The 19,600-nt window shown below is 72.7% G+C and carries 18 protein-coding genes; 12 read left to right on the forward strand and 6 right to left on the reverse strand.

Features of this window, described 5'->3' with window-relative positions; genetic code table 11:
- Genes ACZ52R_RS06790 through ACZ52R_RS06805 form a run of 4 tightly spaced genes read left to right on the forward strand, consistent with a single transcriptional unit; the run spans position 1 to position 2,449 of the window.
- Positions 1 to 216, forward strand: coding sequence for an MbtH family protein (locus ACZ52R_RS06790; RefSeq protein WP_360641298.1), 216 nt, complete (start codon positions 1 to 3; stop codon positions 214 to 216).
- A gap of 5 nt (positions 217 to 221) precedes the next feature.
- Positions 222 to 1,469, forward strand: coding sequence for a cytochrome P450 (locus tag ACZ52R_RS06795; RefSeq protein WP_465622866.1), 1,248 nt, complete (start codon positions 222 to 224; stop codon positions 1,467 to 1,469).
- Positions 1,470 to 1,502: 33 nt separating this feature from the next.
- On the forward strand, positions 1,503 to 2,246 hold the full coding sequence (locus ACZ52R_RS06800; protein WP_465752972.1) for an SRPBCC family protein: 744 nt from the start codon (positions 1,503 to 1,505) through the stop codon (positions 2,244 to 2,246).
- An 8-nt stretch (positions 2,247 to 2,254) separates the two neighbouring features.
- Positions 2,255 to 2,449: a hypothetical protein gene (locus ACZ52R_RS06805; protein WP_360641295.1), complete on the forward strand. Its 195-nt coding sequence runs from the start codon at positions 2,255 to 2,257 to the stop codon at positions 2,447 to 2,449.
- Between the two features lie 616 nt (positions 2,450 to 3,065).
- Here the strand turns inward: ACZ52R_RS06805 and atzF are convergent.
- The 6 genes from atzF to rpmG all read right to left on the reverse strand — a co-directional run bounded on the left by atzF (position 3,066) and on the right by rpmG (position 11,735).
- On the reverse strand, positions 3,066 to 4,814 hold the full coding sequence (gene atzF, locus ACZ52R_RS06810) for an allophanate hydrolase (RefSeq protein ID WP_465752974.1): 1,749 nt from the start codon (positions 4,812 to 4,814) through the stop codon (positions 3,066 to 3,068).
- The gene (uca, locus tag ACZ52R_RS06815; protein ID WP_465752976.1) at positions 4,811 to 8,401 is read right to left on the reverse strand and encodes an urea carboxylase; all 3,591 of its coding nucleotides are present in this window, start codon (positions 8,399 to 8,401) and stop codon (positions 4,811 to 4,813) included. Before uca ends, atzF begins: the two co-directional genes overlap by 4 nt.
- Positions 8,402 to 8,476: 75 nt before the next feature.
- The gene (locus tag ACZ52R_RS06820; protein WP_465660785.1) at positions 8,477 to 10,123 is read right to left on the reverse strand and encodes a purine-cytosine permease family protein; all 1,647 of its coding nucleotides are present in this window, start codon (positions 10,121 to 10,123) and stop codon (positions 8,477 to 8,479) included.
- 145 nt (positions 10,124 to 10,268) lie between these two features.
- Positions 10,269 to 11,003, reverse strand: coding sequence for a GntR family transcriptional regulator (locus ACZ52R_RS06825; RefSeq protein WP_465660783.1), 735 nt, complete (start codon positions 11,001 to 11,003; stop codon positions 10,269 to 10,271).
- Between the two features lie 283 nt (positions 11,004 to 11,286).
- Positions 11,287 to 11,538 carry a type B 50S ribosomal protein L31 gene (locus ACZ52R_RS06830; RefSeq protein WP_465660781.1) on the reverse strand — a complete coding sequence of 84 codons (252 nt, stop codon included), beginning with the start codon at positions 11,536 to 11,538 and terminating at the stop codon, positions 11,287 to 11,289.
- 32 nt (positions 11,539 to 11,570) lie between these two features.
- A complete protein-coding gene (gene rpmG, locus ACZ52R_RS06835) occupies positions 11,571 to 11,735 on the reverse strand; it encodes a 50S ribosomal protein L33 (protein ID WP_465660779.1) in 165 nt (54 codons plus the stop codon).
- A gap of 155 nt (positions 11,736 to 11,890) precedes the next feature.
- On the opposite strand from rpmG, the gene rpmB reads away from it, so the two are divergent.
- The 8 genes from rpmB (at position 11,891) to ACZ52R_RS06875 (ending at position 19,517) form a co-directional block, all read left to right on the forward strand.
- A complete protein-coding gene (gene rpmB, locus ACZ52R_RS06840) occupies positions 11,891 to 12,127 on the forward strand; it encodes a 50S ribosomal protein L28 (protein ID WP_360501693.1) in 237 nt (78 codons plus the stop codon).
- A complete protein-coding gene (gene rpsN, locus ACZ52R_RS06845) occupies positions 12,127 to 12,432 on the forward strand; it encodes a 30S ribosomal protein S14 (protein ID WP_465660777.1) in 306 nt (101 codons plus the stop codon). Before rpmB ends, rpsN begins: the two co-directional genes overlap by 1 nt.
- A gap of 5 nt (positions 12,433 to 12,437) precedes the next feature.
- Positions 12,438 to 13,601, forward strand: coding sequence for a CobW family GTP-binding protein (locus ACZ52R_RS06850; RefSeq protein WP_465660775.1), 1,164 nt, complete (start codon positions 12,438 to 12,440; stop codon positions 13,599 to 13,601).
- Positions 13,602 to 13,619: 18 nt separating this feature from the next.
- Positions 13,620 to 13,862: a 30S ribosomal protein S18 gene (gene rpsR, locus ACZ52R_RS06855; RefSeq protein WP_465622846.1), complete on the forward strand. Its 243-nt coding sequence runs from the start codon at positions 13,620 to 13,622 to the stop codon at positions 13,860 to 13,862.
- Between the two features lie 11 nt (positions 13,863 to 13,873).
- Positions 13,874 to 14,038, forward strand: coding sequence for a 50S ribosomal protein L32 (rpmF, locus tag ACZ52R_RS06860; protein WP_396530468.1), 165 nt, complete (start codon positions 13,874 to 13,876; stop codon positions 14,036 to 14,038).
- Positions 14,039 to 14,450: 412 nt separating this feature from the next.
- Positions 14,451 to 16,454 carry an AAA family ATPase gene (locus ACZ52R_RS06865; RefSeq protein WP_465660773.1) on the forward strand — a complete coding sequence of 668 codons (2,004 nt, stop codon included), beginning with the start codon at positions 14,451 to 14,453 and terminating at the stop codon, positions 16,452 to 16,454.
- Between the two features lie 122 nt (positions 16,455 to 16,576).
- Positions 16,577 to 18,058 (forward strand): MFS transporter, encoded by a 1,482-nt coding sequence (locus ACZ52R_RS06870; protein WP_465622842.1) that lies wholly within the window; start codon positions 16,577 to 16,579, stop codon positions 18,056 to 18,058.
- Positions 18,059 to 18,152: 94 nt separating this feature from the next.
- The gene (locus ACZ52R_RS06875; RefSeq protein ID WP_465752978.1) at positions 18,153 to 19,517 is read left to right on the forward strand and encodes a carotenoid oxygenase family protein; all 1,365 of its coding nucleotides are present in this window, start codon (positions 18,153 to 18,155) and stop codon (positions 19,515 to 19,517) included.
- Positions 19,518 to 19,600: the final 83 nt, after the last annotated feature.

A 19,600-nucleotide genomic window follows, 5' to 3' on the forward strand; every position in this document is an offset into this window, starting at 1 on the left:
ATGACCAACCCCTTCGACGACCAGGACGGCACCTTCCTCGTGCTCGTCAACGACGAGAACCAGCACTCGCTGTGGCCGCAGTTCGCGGACGTCCCCGCCGGCTGGACCGTCACCCACGGACCCGACACCCAGGCCGCCTGCCTGGAGTACGTCGAGCAGGCCTGGACCGACATGCGGCCCAAGAGCCTGGCCGACGCCATGGACGCCCAGCGGTAGCCGACGTGACCACCACCGACACCAGGGACGGGGCCCGCGCCACCGCGGGCCCCGCCCGGCCCCGCGACCTCGCCGCGGACCTGCTCACCCCCGAGGCCCGACGGGACCCGTACCCGCTCTACGCCCGTATGCGGCGCGAGAGCCCGGTCCATCGCAGTGCCGAAGGCATCTGGTACCTCACCCGGTACGCCGACGTCGAGGCGGCGCTGGCCGACCTGCGGCTGTCCAACGACCGGGACCGGATGACCCGCGCCTACGTCGCGCTAGGCGGCGACCTGAAGGCCTTCAGCCGGCTCACCGACCGGCTCGGGCGGGTGATGTCCAACACCGACCCGCCGGACCACGCCAGGCTGCGCAAACTGACCAACCGCGCCTTCACCGCCCGGCGCGTCGAAGCCCTGCGCGACGGCATCCAGCGGATCGTCGACCGCCTCATCGACGAAGCCGTCGCGGCCGGGCCGACCACGGACCTGATCGAGGCCGTCGCCGCCCCGCTGCCGATGTCCGTCGTCTGCGAGCTCTTCGGCATCCCGGACGACGACCTCCCGCAGGTCAAGACCTGGTTCAGCCGCTTCGGCCGGCTGAGCGAGGACCTCGACAAGTCCGAGGAGGCGATCGGGCAGTACGAGGAGTACCTCGCCCGCCTCGTCCGGCGCCGCCGGGCCGACCCGGGCGACGACCTGATCAGCGCCCTGGTCGCCACCCAGGCGCAGGACGACCGGCTCACCGACTCCGAACTGCTCTCCACCTGCTTCGTCCTGATCACCGCCGGCGACGAGACCACCACCCACCTGATCGGCAACGGCATGCTCGCCCTGCTGCGCCACCCCGACCAACTGGCCCGGCTGCGCGCGGAACCGGGGCTGATCCGCAGCGCCGTCGAGGAACTGGCCCGTTACGACACGGTGACCCAGGCGATCGTCCGAGTCGTCGCGGAGGACCTGGAGATCGGCGGGCGCACGCTGCGCGAGGGCGAGCTGGTCTACCTGTTCCTCGCCGCGACCAACCGCGACCCCGAGCGCTTCGAGGACCCCGACCGGCTCGACCTGACCCGCCCCGCCAACCGGCACCTCAGCTTCGGCAACGGTCCGCACTTCTGCCTCGGCGGCCCGCTGGCCAAGCTCCAGGCGGAGGTGGCCGTCGGGACGCTGGTCCGCCGGCTGCCTGAACTGCGCCTGGCCGAGGGGAAACCGCTGGAATGGCGGCCCAACCCGCTGCAGCGGCGGGTGTGCGCCCTCCCGGTCACCTACTGACACCTGATGAACGACGACGAAGGAGAACCGACCATGGCCCGAGAGTTCGAGGTCCGCAAGGAACAGGACCTGCCCGCGACACCCGAACAGGTCTGGGCCGCCGTCGCCACCGGTGCCGGCAACCTGGGCTGGCTGTACCCGATGGAGATCGAGCCGCGCGTCGGCGGAAAGGTCACCCGGGCCGAGAGCACCGTCGTGGCATGGGAGCCGCCGACCCACTTCGCCGCCCGGGCGACCCTCGGCGACGAGTTCTCCAACACCCTCAGCTACCGGATCGAGCCGGCCGACGGCGGGACAAGCCACCTGCACATGGGAATCCACTGGGTGCACGAGGGGGTCTGGGACGAGGTCTGGGACAGGAAGGCGGACGCGGCCGAGAAGCACGTCCACCTCTACCAGCACAGCCTCGCCGAGTACCTGCGGCACTTCGCCGGCCGCCCCGCCGTCTACGTCAAGGCCGGGCGCCCCGAACCCACCGCCGACCCCGCCGACTTCGCTGCCCTGCGGCGACGCCTCGGCCTCGCCGACGACGCGGCCGTCGGCGACCGGCTGTCGCTCCAGGTACCCGGCCCGGACGGCGGTCCGGAGGAGGTGGTCGTGGACTGGCTCAGCCCCGACTTCGTCGGCCTGCGCGGCCCGGACGCGCTCTACCGCTTCTTCAACGGCAGCACCTGGAACACGCCGATCTGGCTGGCCCACCACGTGTTCGCCGAGGACGCCGACGAGCAGAAAGCCACCCAGGCGTGGAACACCTGGCTCAACGACACCCAAGCCTAGGACCCCCGATGCAAACCTCCACGGAAACACTGCTCTACGCCGCCGAACTCGTCGAGGAGAACGGCACCTACACCCTCGTCGTCCAGGACGTGAGGCGGGACACCGTCCAGACCACCCCGGTCCCCAAGGCCATGGTGGACAAGCTCCCGACCTTCCTCGCGGCACTGAGCGCCAAGCTCACACCGTCGCGCCGCCTCTGGTAGACCCTCTCGCCCCCACGAGGCCGGTGTCGTCCGGAAGCCATCGCGCCCGGGGCGGTGCCGGCCTCGCCGTCCCGGGGGCCTGCCCGTCGAAAACCCCGAGCACCGCTGCACAGCCGGCTTCGGCGAAGTGCGAGTCGGATCTTTCCGGTCGGGCGGCCGATGGAGGACATCACCGAGCCCGCGAGGACTGGATGCACGAGCGGGGATCGGAGCGGGTGGCGGACCTGCGGCTGGTCACCGACGGCCCTGCCGACGCACCGACCTCAAGCTGCTGGGGCACCATGGAACGCCTGACCCCCCCGCCGTACCCGCGCCCTGCTGGCAGCCCTGCTGCCGGCCACCTCGGCGCCGCTGCTGACCGTTCCGTCGTCGCACCGCCCGGGCCGCCGCCACGGTGGCCGCTACTGTTCTGCTCGCCACGGGCGCGACCACTCCGCCCATCGGACCACCTCCCGGCTCCAACCCACCCGGGCTCAAGCGCCCGCTCGCGGAATGACGACCACTCAGCCGTGTGCTGCCCCGGCCGTTGCCGGGCGCCCGCCTGACCGCAGCTCCCGGTCGCCCGATCGGCACCGCGCCTGTCATCACCTCCCCGGACGTTGGACAGGGTTTCGTCTCAGGTCGTGGCCAGGTAGGCGAGCCAGTCCCCGTGGTGGGTGATGTCGGTTCCCGAGGCCGCGGTGTGTGGGTCGCATTGGAAGCCCAGGACCCAGGAGCCGTCGTCGAGTCGGATGCGGCCGAGGGACATGGGGGCGGGCAGTTCGGCGAGGAAGTGGCCGAGGGCGGCCGGTGAGAGGGTCCAGCGTTCGCCGCTGATCGCGCCGCCGCTGCCGGGGCCGACGTGGATCACGCCCGGTTTGGGAGGTTCGGTGGCGAGGGCGGTCAGCCGGTAGGCGGCGGCGGTTCGTACGTCGCCGGTGTAGCGTGCGCCGAGCCTGGTGAGCTGGTGGTTGAGGGGCTGGCCGTGCCGGTGGGCACCGAAGACGGCGAGGTCGACTCCCGTGCCGGGGAGGGGACCCCGGGCCCGGCCGGCGGATTCGCCGCTCTCCTCGATGAGGCGGCCCTCGATGAGCCGGGCGGCGAGGTCGAGGCCGGTCTGGTCGTCGAAGGCTCGGGTGATGATGCTGATGCCGAAGGGGCTGCCGTCGGCCTCGCCGGCTGGAACGGCGACGGCGGCCAGGTCGAGCAGGTTGACGAAGTTGGTGTAGGTGCCGAGTCGCTTGTTGATGCCGACCGGGTCGGCTTGGACGGCGGCGATGGTGGGGTGCTCGGTGGTGGTGGGCAGGAGCAGGGCGTCGAAGCCGGCCAGCAGGCGGGCGGTGGCCGCCCTGAAGTGGTCGAGGCGTTCCTGGTCGGCGGCGAGGGCGTGGGCGGGCAGGGCGGCCGCGGCGAGGATGATGCCGGCGACGATGGGGTCTGCGGCTTCGGGGTCGCGGGCGATGAACTCGCCGACGGCGGCGTAGCGTTCGGCGACCAGGGCGCCGTCGTAGAGCAGCCGGGCGGCCTCCAGCAGCGGCGATACGTCGGTGACGACTGTTTCGGCGCCGGTTTCCCGGAGCTGTCCGGCAGCCGTGTGGAAGGCGGCTCGGGCTTCGTCGGAGAGGGGCGCGAGGTCCTCGTCGCGGGGGAGGGCGATGCGGGGCCGTTGCGGTGCTGCCAGCCGTACGGCGTCGGGCCAGGTTCGGCTGCGCGGGTCGGCGGCGTCGGGACCGATCATGACGGTCAGCGCCTGCTGGGCCTCGGTGAGGGTGCGGGCGAAGACGGTGACGGAGTCGTAGGGACGGGCGGCGGGGACGACGCCGGTGTTGGGGATCAGGCCGAGGGTGGGTTTGATGCCGACGATGTTGTTGAACGCGGCCGGTACCCGGCCCGAGCCGGCCGTGTCCGTGCCCAGTGCGAAGTCCGCGATGCCCAGGGCCACGGCGACGGCGGAGCCCGAGCTGGAGCCGCCGGAGATCTTCTCCGGGTGGCCCGCGCTGCGGACGGCTCCGTGCGGGCTGCGGGTGCCGACGAGGCCGGTGGCGAACTGGTCCATGTTCGTCTTGCCGAGCACGAGCGCGCCGGCGTCCGTCAGCCGTTGTACGGCGGTGGCCGAGACCTGCGGACGGTAGGCGTAGGCGGGGCAGGCGGCGGTGGTGGGCAGGCCGGCGACGTCGATGTTGTCCTTGACGGCGAAGAGACGACCGGCCAGTGGCAGGACTTCTCCGTCCGCGACGCGGGCGTCGACGGCGCGGGCTTCGGCCAGGACGTCCTCGTAGCGGCGCAGGGCGATCCAGATCTCGGGTCGTTCGGCCTTGTCGATGCGCTCGTAGGCGGCGGCGAGCCGCTCCTCGGCTGTCACGGGGCCGGTGGGGGACTGGTTCACGCTGCTTCCTCTCGGAGGATGACGGCCAACGGGGTGCCGGCGTCGATCTGCTGGCCGGGGGAGACGAGGACGTCGGCGACGACGCCGTCGGCCGGGGCGCGGACGACGACCTCCATCTTCATGGCCTCCAGGACGACGAGCGGCTGTCCGGCCTCGACTCGGGTACCGGGTGCGGCGGCCACCTTCCACACGCTGGAGCTGAGCGGGGCGTCGACCAGGCTGCCGCCGGGAGGCAGGGAGACGGGCCCGGCGGACGCCACGGGGGCGGCCTCGGCCCGTTCGGTGAGTTCGCCCGCTGCTTCCCACGCCTGCCGTTCGGCGGCGAAGGCCGCGGCCTGGCGGGTGCGGAAGGCGGTGATGCTGTCGGCGTTCCGGTGCAGGAAGCGTTCGTGGTCGCTGAGGGAGAACGTGCCGGGCCTGATGTCGAGTTGTCCCCGTCCGGAAGCCAGGTCGGCCCGGATGTCGAGGAGTTCGGCGGGGGAGACGGGGTGCCAGACGATCCGGTCGAAGAAGCGCAGCAGCCAGGGGATGCCGTCCGAGAAGGAACGGCCGGGGCGCAGGCCGCCCCAGATGGGGACCGTGCGGCCGATGAGCTGGTACCCGCCGGGGCTCTCCATGCCGTAGACGCAGAGGTAGGAGCCGCCGATGCCGACGCCTGCCTCGGCGGTCCAGGTGCGCGCCGGGTTGTACTTGGTGGTGACCAGGCGGTGGCGGGGGTCGAGCGGGGTGGCGGCGGGGGCGCCCAGGTAGACGTCGCCGAGGCCGAGGACGAGGTACTGGGCGTCGAAGACGATCCGGCGGACGTCGTCGACCGAGTCCAGACCGTTGACACGGCGGATGAACTCGATGTTGGACGGGTTCCAGGGGGCGTCGTCGCGCACCGAGGTGAGGTAGCGGGAGATGGCCTCGTCCACGGTCGGGTCGTCCCACGACAGGGGGAGGTGGACCTCCCGGCTGGGCACGGCCAGCTCCTGGGCGGCGGGGAGCTGGTCCTCGGCCTCCTGGAGCGCGCCGAGCAGGGTGCGCAGCGGGAGCGTGTCGGGGTCGGTGTGCAGGTGGAGGGAGCGGACGCCGGGGGTGATGTCGACGAGGCCGGCGGGGCGGTGGGCGGCGAGGTGCCGGGCCAGGGCGTGCACCCGCATCCGCAGGGCCAGGTCGAGGGTCATCGGACCGTATTCGACGAGGATGTTGTCGTCCGCGCCGCGCCGGTAGACGACCTCGGGGGTGGTGTCGGTGGCGGGCCGCCGGGCGAGAACACCGTGGTCGGGGTCCGGACCCTCGGTGGGGAGGGTGAGCAGGGCCGGTGAGCGGCGCAGGTCGTCCGCGCGGGCCTCCGTGACGGGGATGAAGCGCACGGTGTCACCGGGGCGCAGCTGGCCCGACTTCCAGCGTTCGGCGGCGACGACGGTGACCGGGCAGGCGAAGCCGCCGAGGCTGGGGCCGTCGGGGCCCAGGATCGCGGGGGTGTCCCCGGTGAGGTTGACGGCGCCGACGGAGTAAGCGGTGTCGTGGATGTTGGAGGGGTGCAGCCCGGCCTCGCCGCCGTCGGGGCGGGCCCATTCGGGCCGGGGGCCCACGAGTCGTACGCCGGTGCGGGCGGACTGGGCGGAGACCTTCCACTCGGCCGAGTACATCGTTTCCAGGCCGCGCGGGGTGAGGAAGTCGGGGGCGGGGTGCGGGCCCTCGCTGACCGCGATCCGCCAGTGGGTGGTGAAGTGCGGGCGGTCGGTGGACGGTACGGAGGTCGGTGCCAGCGATCCGGGGGCGGGTGCGAGGGGACGGAGGACGTCGCCGGTGCGCAGGGCGCGTCCGGCGTGGCCGCCGAAGCCGCCGAGGGTGAAGGTGGCGGTGCTGCCGAGGTAGGCGGGCAGGTCGAGGCCACCGCGGACGAGGACGTAGGTGCGCATGCCCGGGCCCTTGGGGGTGCCGATCTCCAGCAGGGCTCCGGCGGGCAGGTCGAAGGGCTTCCACTGGGCGGCGGGTGTGCCGTCGACCGTGACGTGGGCCGGGGCGCCGGTGACGCAGACGACCGCCGGACGCGAGAAGCGCAGGGCCGGACCCTCCAGGGTGCACTCCAGGCCGGGGGCACCCTCGGGGTTGCCGACGGCGGTGTTGCCCAGGCGGAAGGAGAGGTCGTCCATCGGGCCGCTGGGCGGGATGCCGACCTCCCAGTAGCCGGTGCGGCCGGGCCAGTCCTGGACGGTGGTCAGGGTGCCGCCGCGTACGACGTCGATGCGGGGGCGCGGGTCGGTGACGGAGGTGAGGGTGCTCGTGGTGTGCCGGGCGGCCGTGACCTCTTCCGTGCGGCAGGCGGCGCGCAGGAGGCCGAGGTTGGTCTCGACGCCGTCGATCCGGGTCTCTTCCAGCGCCTCGGCCAGTTTGGCGAGCGCCTCGTCGCGGTCGCGGCCGGTGGCGATGATCTTGGCGAGCATCGGGTCGTAGGCGGTGGAGATCTCCTGGCCGGTCTCGGCCCAGCCGTCCACCCTTACGCCGCTGGGGAGTTGGACGCGGGTAAGCAGGCCGGCGCTCGGGCGGTGGTCCTGGCCCGGGTCCTCGGCGTAGACGCGCGCCTCGACGGCGTGCCCGCGCGTGGGCGGGCCGTCGGGGCCGATGCCGTCGAGGACGTCCTGGTCGCCGCGGGCCAGGCGCAGCATCCAGCTGACCAGGTCGACGCCGGTGATCTCCTCGGTGACCGGGTGCTCGACCTGAAGGCGGGTGTTGACCTCCAGGAAAGCGGCTTCCTCGCGTTCGGCGTCGTAGACGAACTCCACGGTGCCGGCGGAGCGGTAGCCGACCGTCTCGCACAGCTCCCGCGCGCTGCGGTGCAGTTCCTCGCGCAGCGCGGGTGGGAGGCCGGGGGCGGGGGCCTCCTCCAGGACCTTCTGGTGACGGCGCTGGAGGGAGCAGTCCCGGTCGCCGAGGCTGACGACCCGGCCGGTGCCGTCGCCGAAGACCTGCACCTCGACATGTCGGGCGCGGGAGACGTACCGCTCCAGGAAGACCCCGCCATCGCCGAAGTTGCCCCGGGCGAGTCTGGTGACCTGGGCGTACGCCGAGCGCAGTTCTTCCGGACCGGTGCAGGCCCGCATGCCGATGCCGCCTCCGCCGCCGGTCGCTTTGAGCATCACCGGGTACCCGATGTCCTCGGCGGCTCGCAGGGCCTCGGCCAGGTCCGGAAGGAGCCCGGTACCGGCCAGCAGAGGGACCCCGGCTGCCTCGGCCGCGGCGCGGGCGGTGTGCTTGGCGCCGAAGACCTCCAGTTGGCGGGGCGTCGGGCCGACGAAGGCCAGGCCCGCCGCCTCCACGTCGGCGGCGAACGCGGCGTTCTCGGAGAGGAAGCCGTACCCGGGATGGATCGCCCCGGCGCCCGTCTCGCGGGCGGCGGCCAGGACCAGGTCCGCTCGCAGATAGCTCTCGGCGGCCGGCGCCGGGCCCAGGCGTACCGCTGTGTCGGCCATCCGCACGTGCGGTGCGGCGCGGTCCGCGTCGGAGTACACCGCCACGGTCCGCAGGCCGAGTGCGGACGCCGAGCGGATGATGCGGCAGGCTATCTCGCCGCGGTTGGCGACCAGAAGGGTGTCGAACACGATGTCAGCTCCTCAGAAGGCGGGCCGTGCCGCGGGAACTCGGCGAGGCTTCCCGCGGCACCGGCGACGAAGGGGTCATGCGGCGGGCAGGACGTGGTCGCCGACCTTGTCGGTGCTCAGGCACAGGGAGCAGATCGCCGCGTCGTGGGTGGCGCAGGCGGCCAGATCGGGTCGTTCGTAGGGCTGGCGGCAGACGTGGCAGTCGAGGGTGACCGCGCTGGGGTTGCCGTCGGTGTCCAGAAGCGGCTCGTCGATGCCGTCGTCGGTGCGGCGCAGGTAGTACTTGCCCTTGGTGACGACGGCCATCAGGGGCGTGAGGACGAAGGCGATGACGGCGGCGGCGACGGGGGAGTAGGGCTGGAGGGTGTCGCCGAGCGCGTGGAAGTACATGCCGATGGACAGGCCCGAGGCCGCGACGAAGGCGACCACGCCGACCGGGTTGACCGCGTGCAGCATGCCCCGGCGGAACTCCGGCTGGAGCGGGGAGATCTTGAGCAGGTACTTGTTGATGCCGATGTCGGTGGCCACGGTGACGACCCAGGCGATGGCGCAGTTCGAGTAGAAGCCCAGGATGCTGTTGAGGAAGCTGAACATGTCGGCTTCCATCAGGGCGAGCGCGAAGCCGAGGTTGACCAGGACGAAGACCATGCGGCCCGGGTAGTGCCTGGTGACGCGGGTGAAGGAGTTCGTCCAGGCGAGGGAGCCGGAGTAGGCGTTCGTCACATTGATCTTGATCTGGCTGATGACGACCAGGGCGAGGGCGAGCGGGACCACCATCCAGGACGGCATCATCACGTCGAACGCGGCGCGGAACTGCTGGATCGGCTCGGTCGCGACGGACGGTCCGACCTTGGCGAGGATGTAGACGGCGAGGAAGACGCCGATGGCCTGCTTCAGCGCGCCGAGCACGACCCAGCCCGGGCCGGCCATGACCACGGCGGTCCACCACGTGCGCTTGTTGGCCTCGGTCTTGGGCGGCATGAAGCGCAGGTAGTCGATCTGCTCGCCGATCTGCGCGATGAGGGACAGGCACACGCCCGCGCCGAGCAGCACCGACGCGGTGTTGATGCCGCCGCCGTCGCCGTCCGTACCGGCGTAGCCGAGGAAGCGGTCGACCGTGCCGGGGTCCTGGGCGATCAGGTAGACGAGCGGGGCGACCATCAGCAGCAGCCAGACCGGGGTGGTCCACACCTGGAGCTTGCTGAGCGCCTTCATGCCGTAGATCACCAGGGGGAACACGATCAGCGTGGAGACCAGGTAGCCCAGCCACAGGGGGAGTTGGAGGCCCAGCTTCAGCCCCTGGGCCATGATCGAGCCTTCGAGGGCGAAGAAGATGAAGGTGAAGCTGGCGAAGATGACGCTGGTGAGGACCGAGCCGTAGTAGCCGAAGCCGGAGCCGCGGGTGATGAGGTCGAGGTCGATGTTGTAGCGGGCGCCGTAGTAGGCGAGGGGGATGCCGGTGACGAAGATGACCACGGCCGCGACGGCGATCGCAACCAGCGCGTTGCCGGTGCCGTGGGCGAGGCCGATGCCGGCGCCGATCGAGAAGTCGGCCATGTAGGCGATGCCGCCGAGTGCCGTGGTGGCCACGACCATGGGGGTCCAGCGACGGTAGCTGCGGGGCGCGAAACGGAGGGTGTAGTCCTCCAGCGTCTCCTTGGTCGCCTGGCTCGTCGGGGAGTGCGGTGTTGTCACCGGCTGCGGTGACTCGGTGGCGGTCATGGCATGCCCTTCGGGGGTGCGGGCCGGTGGGGGAGGGAGGGAAGGAGAGCGGTGGGCACCTCGGATGGCGTCGTCGACAGCCGGGGAATCGGGGCCGGGCGTTGCCCGCGGCGTTACCCGCGGGTTCGGGAGCGGCCGGCCTGCTTCAGAGACGGTCGGCGTGCAGGGCCATCTGCGTCATCGCGCGCTGGGCGCGTTGCAGCACCACGGACATCGAGTCGCCGACGTGGGCGTGCAGGGCCCGGTAGCCCTCGTCGAGCCGTCCGTCCCGGACGAACTCCATGATCTCGATGTGTTCCGTGATGGTCGTCTCCACCCGGTCCTGGGTGAGGAAGTCGTACATACGGACGCTGCGGATGCGCTCGCTGACCGTCACGAGGGCGTCGGTCAGCGCGGGATTGCCCGCAGCGCGGGAGAGTTCCGCATGGAAGCGCTCGTCCTGGACGACGAAGCGCGGGTCACGCTCGGGTGGGTTCTCGCGCAGGGCGTACCAGCGTTCCAACTCGGCCGCGATGACAGCCGGGTCGTGCCGGACCGAGGGGTCCTCGATCACCCGGGCGATGCCGCGCAGTTCCAGGGTGACCCGGAGTTCGTAGAAGTCCTTCAGCTGGGTCAGGTTGGGGATCGTGACGTAGAAGCCGCCGTCACCACGCTCGATCAGACCGTCCGCCAGCAGCCTTGCCAATGCCTCGCGTACGGGGGTCCGCGACACCCCGAACCGTACGGCCAGCCGCGTCTCGGCCAGCCGCTCGCGCGGGCCGAACTCGCCGTCCAGCACGGCCGTGCGCAACTGCGCGTAGGCCGCCTCGCGGAGTGAGGGCGGGGGCACCGGACCCGGATCCAGCACCGTGTCCGGCTGCGTATACAGCTTCGAATCCATGAGTGGATACGCTAGAAACCGCTTGTTTCCCGGAGGGTCCACACGTCGTGAACGCATCGTTTCCAAGATCTCACCGCGGGCCGCAGGTGGATTGCTCCGAGGCTGCGAGAACTCGCGGAGGCGGGGTGGGGTGGGGCTGCCGCCGGCCGATTCGGAATGCCGGCATCGACCAGCCCTGAGGAACGAGCCGAGGGGCTGACGCGCTGCCGCGTCAGCCCCTCGCCCCTGACGGTGGTGGTCTGCGTCGGGGCTTCACAACTGCCTTCCTCGGCGAGTCGTCCGATCAGCCCTGGGTCGTGCCGTAGCGGCGTCGGAAGCGTTCGACCCGGCCGGCGGTGTCCAGTACGCGGGTCTGGCCGGTGTAGAAGGGGTGGCTGGCGGAGGAGATCTCGACGTCGATGACGGGGTAGGTGTTGCCGTCCTCCCATTCGACGGTCTGGGTGCTGGTGGCGGTGGAGCGGGTGAGGAAGGAGAGACCGCCGACCTTGTCGCGGAAGACGACAGGGCGGTACTCGGGGTGGATTCCGGGCTTCATGGGCGTAGTCCTCCGTGGTGGTGTGGGCGTGGTCAGCGCTCTTCGCGGAAGTCGACGTGCCGCTTGGCGACGGGGTCGTACTTGCGCAGGACGAGGCGGTCGGGGTCGTTCCGGTGGTTCTTGCGGGTGACGTACGTGTAGCCGGTGCCGGCGGTGGAGCGGAGCTTGATGATCGGGCGCAGTTCGTTGCGGGCCATGGATGTCCCCTCGGTCGGTGTGGTGGTGGCCCCACTATAGCGAAATGAAATCCATTTTCATCTGGCGTAGTGTGGGGCGGGCATCCCGGGGCTGCACGCCGGTCCCGGGGCGTGACCTTTTGCCTGCCCGCACGATGAGCATCGGAGCCGTCACCATGTCCGCTCACTGCCAACTGACCGGCCGCGAGCCGTCCTTCGGCAACGCGATCTCGCACTCGCACCGGCGAACCCGCCGCCGCTTCGACCCCAACATCCAGCGCAAGCGTTACTGGCTGCCCAGCGAGGGCCGGCACGTCCGTCTCACGCTCAGCGCCAAGGGCCTGAAGACCGTCGACGTGATCGGTATCGAGGCCGCCGTCGCCCGCATCCGCGCCCGAGGGGGGAAAGTCTGATGGCCAAACAGAGCAAGATCGCCAAGAACGAGCAGCGGCGTGCGGTCGTTGCCCGGTACGCCGAGCGCCGCGCCGAGTTGAAGCGCACCATCGCCCACCCGGCCGCCACCGCCGAGGAACGCGCCGCCGCCCAGCGGGAGCTGGGCCGCCAGCCGCGCGACGCCAGCGCCACCCGGATCCGCAACCGCGACGCCGTGGACGGCCGCCCCCGCGGCTACCAGCGCGCCTTCGGCCTCTCCCGGATCAACCTGCGCACCATGGCCCACGCCGGACAGCTGCCGGGCGTGCGCAAGTCGAGCTGGTGAGCGCCGTGCCCGAACACCTCAGGCTCCCCGTCGTGGTGGTGGCAGGCCTGCACCGCGCCGAACGCCGCCGTGCCGTCCAGGAGTTGCTGGACGGCAGCGTCAACGGCGTCGTCCTCCACCACGACCTACGCGACGCCTCGCGTCGTACGGTCCACCGTGAACTCCGTGACGCCTCCGGCACTATCGCGACGGCGGACGTCCCGCTGAGCAACGACTGCGCCTGCTGCGCGCTGCGCGAGGACCTGCTGCCCGAGCTGCTGAGCGTGGCCGAGGACGGGCAGCACGGGCTGGCAGTCGTGGAGCTGTGGGGCGGCAGCGACCCGCACCCGGCGGTCGAGGTGATCGCGGGCGGCGAGGTGGACGGCCAGTCGGCGGAGGAGTTCATCGAACTGGCGGGCGTGGTGGTCGCGGTCGACCCGGACCGGCTGCTCGGCGAACTCTCCGTCCCCGACGACCTGGCCGAGCACGGCGAGCACACGTCGCCGGACGACACCCGCACTCGGGCCGAGGCGCTCGCCCACCAGATCGAGTACGCCACGACCATCGCGGTCGCCCGTGGTGGCGAGACCGGCCTCGCGATGCTGCGCCAGCTGCACCCGACCGCCCGGCGGGTGCTGCTCGGCACCGGTGAACTGCTGCGTGCCGCGCTCGGCGGCTTCGACGTGGCAGCCGCCCGCGACCGCGTGAACCCGGCGCTTGCCCTGCTGCCGCAGCAGGCCGATGACGCGGGCGTGGCAACCCTGGTCTGGGAGCGCCGCCGCCCGCTGCACCCGGGCCGGCTGTACGAGGCGCTGGAGCTGCTCGTCCCGGCCGCCCAGCGCAGCCGTGGACGGTTCTGGCTGGCCAACCGGCCTGGGTCGATGCTGGCCTGGGACGCCGCCGGTGCGAACCTCGCGGTCGAGGAGTGCGGTCCGTGGCTGGCCGGACTTCCCGACGCCGCCTGGGAGTTCTACCCGCCGGCCCGCAGGGCCGCCGCCGCCCTCGACTGGCATCCCGCGCACGGCGACCGCGTCCAGCAACTCGTCTTCATCGCCGAGGGCTTGGACGTCGACGGGATCACCGAACTGCTCGACTCCTGCCTGCTCACCGACGCCGAACTGATGGCGGGGGAGACCGGCTGGAGGGCCCTGCCCGACGCCTTCGAGGACCTGCTCGAACCCGTGTCCTGACCAGAGAGAAGACTCGTAATGGCCAAGCGCCCCACCGGCGGACGTCCGGCCCGTCCACGTCCCAGCCCGCTGTTCGAGGCGGGCATCACCTACATCGACTACAAGGACACCAACCTGCTGCGCAGGTTCGTCTCCGACCGCGGCAAGATCCGCAGCCGCCGGGTCACCCGGCTGACCGTCCAGCAGCAGCGGGCGATGGCCCGGGCGATCAAGAGCGCCCGAGAGACGGCCCTGCTGCCCTACGCCTCCACCACCCGATAGGAGCAGGTCCCATGGCCGTACCCAAGCGCAAGACGTCCCGCAGCAACACCCGCCACCGCCGGTCGCAGTGGAAGGCTGCGGCCCCGCAGCTCGTCCCGATCGCCATCGAGGGCCGTGAACACCTGGTGCCGCGCAACCTGGTCAAGGCTTACGAGCGAGGGCTGCTGAAGCCGTGAGAGCAGGAGGAGCCGCAGTGCGAGCACTGCGGCTCCTCCTGGAGGCGGTGATGGCGACGCCGGGGTGTTGAAGTTGCTGGTGTCGGAGCTCGGGAGGCGGTACCGCAGCGGGTTGTTGCTGTCGCGGCACTGCCATGACGTGACTGACGGGTCGCCGGGCCGCTCAGGGTGTCGTTCGCAGCCCTTACTCCGCCGGCGGGCGGCTCGCAGGTGGGCGCAGTCAAGGAGGCCGCCGGTCGGACAGTTCTGCCTGACCGCCCTTCAGGGCACCGGCGTCGCCGATCCGAGCTTCCCGAACGCGGCCGCCGGCCCCCTCGGGCGGGCGCCGTGCGGCACGAGCCGCAACAGTGCAAGTCCTACGATTGCGCCGGGTGGGTGGCGTGAAGCCAGTCAGACAGCGAGGGGAACCGACGTGGCGTCAGTGCGGGAGCGGCTCAGCCGGGAGCGGAAGCGGGCCTTCATCGGCCGCGAGGAGGAACTCCGGCGGTTCGAGGAGGCGTTGGCCGGGGACGGGCAGGCGCCGTTCGCGTTCTACGTTCACGGGCCCGGGGGGATCGGCAAGTCGGCACTGCTGCGCTGCCTGGCGGACCGGGCGGGGGCCGCCGGGCGGGGATTGCTGGAGATGGACGGACGCTTCGTCAGCCGGGATCCGGCCGACTTCGAGCGGGCGGCCGCGTCCTTCCTGGAGGTCCCCGGGACGGTGCTGTTCGTGGACACCTTCGAGGACTGCCAGTGGCTGGAGAGCTGGCTGTGGCAGCAGTTCCTGCCCCGGGCCGCGGACGACGCGCTGGTCGTGCTGGCCGGCCGGCTCGCTCCGCAGCCGCAGTGGGCCGCCGACCCGGCCTGGCAGGGGCTGCTGAGCGTCCGTGAGCTGGGGCCGTTCACCGAGGAGCAGGCGCGCAGCCTGCTGGCCGCGGCGGAGGTCCGGCCCGAGGTGCGGGAGCGGGTGATCGGGTTCGCCAGCGGCAACCCGTTGGCGCTGGCGCTGGCCGCGGCCACCGGAACGGTCGGGTGGGACCGGGCAGAGGCCTGGGAGCCCTCGGCCGACCTGCTGCGGACCCTGCTGAGCGGCCTGATCGGGGACGTGCCGACGGCGGCGCACCGCCGGGCGCTGGAAGTGGTGGCCCAGGCGCACTCGACCTCGGAGGAGCTGCTCGCGGCGGTGCTGCCCGAGGAGGACACCCACCTGCTGTTCGGCTGGCTGCGCGAGCTGCCGTTCATGGAGGCCACGCCGCAGGGCCTCTACCCGCACGACGCGGCCCGCGAGACGCTCGCCGCCGACCTGCGCTGGCGGGCGCCCAACGCGTTCGTGGCGATCCGTCAGCGCCTGGCGGAGGAGTACCTGCGCCAGCTGCGGGAGGCGCCGGAGGAGGCGGTGCGCGGCGTCACCAACGAGCTCTTCTACATGTTCCGGGGCATCAAGGCCGATTCGCCGCGGCTGCACTCGTGGTCGCGCGAGGACGAGGTGCACGAGCGCGCGCTGCAGCCCGGCGACATCGACGCCGTGCTGCGGATGGCCGAGGTGACCGAGGGCGCGGCCTCGGCGGAGCTGGTCCGGTACTGGATCGAGCGCCAGCCGCAGGCCTTCGCCGTCTACCGGCTGGTCGGCTCCGGTGTGCCGGTCGCGTTCACGGCCCGGTTGGTGCTGGCGGCGCCGCCGGACCCGGTGGACCTGGCCACCGATCCCGTGGTCGCGGCCGCCTGGGAGTACACCCAGGCGGGAAACGCGGTGCGGCCCGGTGAGCACATCGGGATGACCCGGTTCTCGGTCTACCCGGAGCGGTACCAGATCCCCTCGCGGGTCATCGACCTGAGCAACTCCCGCTCGCACGCCGAGGCCGCCCGGGCCCGTGGCCGCGCGCACGGCTTCGTCGTCTACCAGGACGCCGAAGCCTGGGCCGAGCGGTTCCGGGGCATCATGCACGACACCGGTGCCCGGCCCCGGGTCGGTGACCACAGCTACGGGCTGTTCTGCGTGGACTGGCGCCAGGTGCCGGTGGAGACCTGGCTGCGCCACCTGATCTCGGCCACCGACGTGCCGGCCCCGTCCGGGCCGTCGGGCTTCTCGCGGTCCGCGTTCGACCAGGCCGTGCGCGAGGCCCTCGCGCACTGGCGCGACCCGGCCGCCTTCGCGGTCGGCGTGCTGACCCGCACCCGCCTCACCGCCGACTTCACCGACCCCGCCGGTGAGCTGCGCGCGCTGCTGCGCCAGGCCGTCGACGAGCTTGCCGCCGACCCGCGAGGGGTGCGTGCCCGCGAGGCCCTGACGGCCGGCTACTTCTCCGGCGCGCCGACCCAGGAGGCGGCGGCCCGCCGCCTCGGCCTGCCGTACGGAACCTACCGGCGCCACCTGCGCCAGGGCCTGGACCTGCTGTGCGAGGCCCTGTGGCAGCAGGAGTTGCACGGGGCCCGCTGACCGACGTCCCGCCCGGGCCCGCACCGGGCCCGGGCGGAGTGGACAGCTGCGGACAGCAGTGGACAGTCCCCGCCCCGTCCGGGCCTGGAGAGTGGACAGCGATCCGCCCGAGGCTGTGCGTCATGAACCTCCAGCGCACCCAGCCGGGTCCACTCCGGCCCGCCGCCCGGCCCGCCGCCGTCCTCACGGTGCTCGCCGCAGCCCAGTTCACGGTCATGCTCGCCACCTCGGTCGTCAACGTGGCGCTGCCGCAGATCCGTGCCGGAGTCGGCCTGTCGGACTCCGGCACCACCTGGGTGGTCAACGCCTACGGGCTGGCCTTCGGGGCGCTGCTGCCGGCGGGCGGCCGGGCCGGGGACCTGCTCGGCCGCCGCCGGGTACTGACCGTGGGCCTGGCGCTGTTCGCGGCCGCCTCGCTGGCCGCCGGCGCGGCGTCCGCCCCCGGGGTGCTGATCGCGGCCCGGGTGGCCCAGGGTCTGGGCGCCGCCGCCATCGCCCCGGCCGCGCTGGCCCTGGCCGTGGACCTGTACCCACCGGGTCCCGGGCGCGGCCGGGTGCTCGCGGTGTGGGGCGCGGTCTCCGGCGCGGGCGGGGCGGGCGGCGTCCTGCTGGGCGGAGCCCTGACCCAGCTCTGGGGCTGGCCCTGGATCTTCGGCACGGTCGGGCTCGGAGCGGCGCTGGTGCTGCTCGCCGTACCGGCCCTGGGCCCGCACCAGCCCGGCCGTGCGGCCGGCCGGTTCGACCTGCTGGGCACCACCACCGTCACCCTCGCCCTGGCCTGCCTGGTCTGGGGGCTGACCACCGCGCGCGGCACCGGCTGGACCGACGGCCGGGTGCTCGGCGCCCTCGGCGCGGCCGTCGTCCTGGCCGCGGCCTTCGCCGCCGTCGAGCGCCGCCGGCCGAACGCGCTGATCCCGCCGCGGCTGCTGCGCACCGGCCGGGTGGCGGCGGGGAACCTGCTGATGGCCCTGCTGGGGTCGGTGTGGATCGCCCTGTTCTTCTTCCTGCCGCTCTACCAGCAGCAGGTGCTCGGCTCCGGCCCGCTGGCCACCGGGGCCGGCCAACTCCCGCTCGCCGCGGCCAACATGCTCGGGTCCGGCCTCGCCCCGCGGCTGGCCCGCCGGATCGGCGCCACCGCGACCGTGACGCTGGCGCTGCTCACCGAGGCGGCCGGTCTGCTGTGGCTGGCCGGGATCCGGGCCGACGGGAGCTACCTGGCCGACGTCCTGGGCCCGAGCGTGCTCGTCGGCCTCGGTCTGAGCGTCGCCTTCGTCCAGCTGACCTCGTTCGCCGTGGAGGGCCTGCCGGCACAGGACGCGGGCCTGGCCGGTGGGCTGGTGAACACCACCCGCCAGGTCGGCGGCGCGATCGGCCTGGCCGCGCTGGCCACCCTGGCCGGCTCGGTCACCGCCCATGCCCACGGGCCGCACGCGGTGGCGCTGACCGCCGGCTACCGGGCCGCCTTCGCCGCCTCGGCCGCCGTGCTGGCCGCGACCGCCCTGCTCGCGGCAGTACTCGGCCGGTGCACCCGCCAACGGGCCGGTGACACCGCCACCCGGCCGGCCGCCGACCGGCGGACCGGACGGGCCGTCCGGGCCACCTGAGCCCCCGACCACCCACTGAGCCCCGGCTCCCCGCCCCTCCTGCTCGCTCCGTCACATCCCCGCACCGCCACACCGACCGGAAGGCATTCCTGACATGACCGCCGACAAGCCCTACCTGACCGGCCACTTCACCCCCGTCGCGGAGGAGGCCACCGCCTTCGGACTGACCGTGGAGGGCACCCTGCCCCCGGAGCTGACCGGCCGGCTGCTGCGCAACGGTCACAACCCGAAGCCCGGTGTCACCCCCACCCACTGGTTCAAGGGCAGCGGCATGGTGCACGGCATCCAGCTGCGGGAGGGCCGGGCCGAGTGGTACCGCAACCGCTGGGTGCACACCCCGGCCCTCGACGGCGCGCCCTACATGACCGACCGAGGCCCCGACCTGACCGCCAGCGCCGCCGGCACCCACCTGATCGAGCACGCCGGCCGACTGCTCGCGCTCTGCGAGGCGAACCTGCCCTTCGAACTCACCCGCGAGCTGGAGACGGTCGGCGCCTTCGACTTCGGCGGCAAGCTGCGCACCGCGATGACCGCGCACCCCAAGGAGGACCCGGTGACGGGCGAGCTGCACTTCTTCGGGTCCTCGCCGTTCCCGCCGTACCTGGTGCACTACGTCGCCGACGCCAAGGGCGAGATCGTGCACAGCGCCGAGGTCCCCGGGGCGAGCGCCGCGCTCAAGCACGACTTCGCCATCACCCGCCACCACGTGGTCTTCATCGAGGGCAACGTCACCTTCGACCCCGCCGAGCACTCGGGTATCCCCTACGGGTGGAGCGACACCCAGCCCGCCCGGATCGGCGTGATGCCGCGCGGCGGCGACGGGGCCCGGCAGGTCCGCTGGTTCTCCATCGAACCGGGCAACGTGCTGCACGTCGCCAACGCCTACGAGGACGGCCGGGGCCGGATCGTGCTGGAGGGCCCGACCGTGGACCGCGAGGGCTTCGACCTCTCCTGGAACTGGTGGACCGGGCGGCCCGGGCGCGGCACCGAGCCGGTCGCCCGCTCCTACTCCCGCCGCTGGCTGGTCGACCTGGCCGCCGGCACCGTCGACGAGCAGATCATCGACGACCTGCCGGTGGAGTTCCCGACCCTCAACGAGGAGTTCCTGGGCGCCGAGAACCGCTACCAGTACGCCGTCTCCTTCCCCGACGAGAAGGGCTTCGGCAGCTACGGCGTGGTCAAGTACGACCGCACCACCGGTGCCCGGCGCATCCACCAGGTCGGCGACGCCCGGATGCCCAGCGAGGCGGTCTACGTCCCCGCCGCCGGGGCCACCCGGGAGGACGACGGCTACCTGCTCACCGTGGTCTCCGACCTCAAGCAGGACGCCTCGCAGCTACTGGTGCTCGACGCGGGCAGCCTGGACCGGATCGCCACCGTGCACCTGCCGCACCGAGTGGGCGCCGGACTGCACGGCTCCTGGATCCCCGACGGCCCGCAGGACGGTGCGGTCGACTGACCCTGCGAGCGCCGTAGGGCAGGCAGCCTGGGGCGGGTAGCGAAAGAGGGCGGGGGCCGGCGTCACGTCGGCCCCCGCCCTCT

It is taken from the genome of Kitasatospora sp. NPDC034023 (assembly GCF_055575795.1).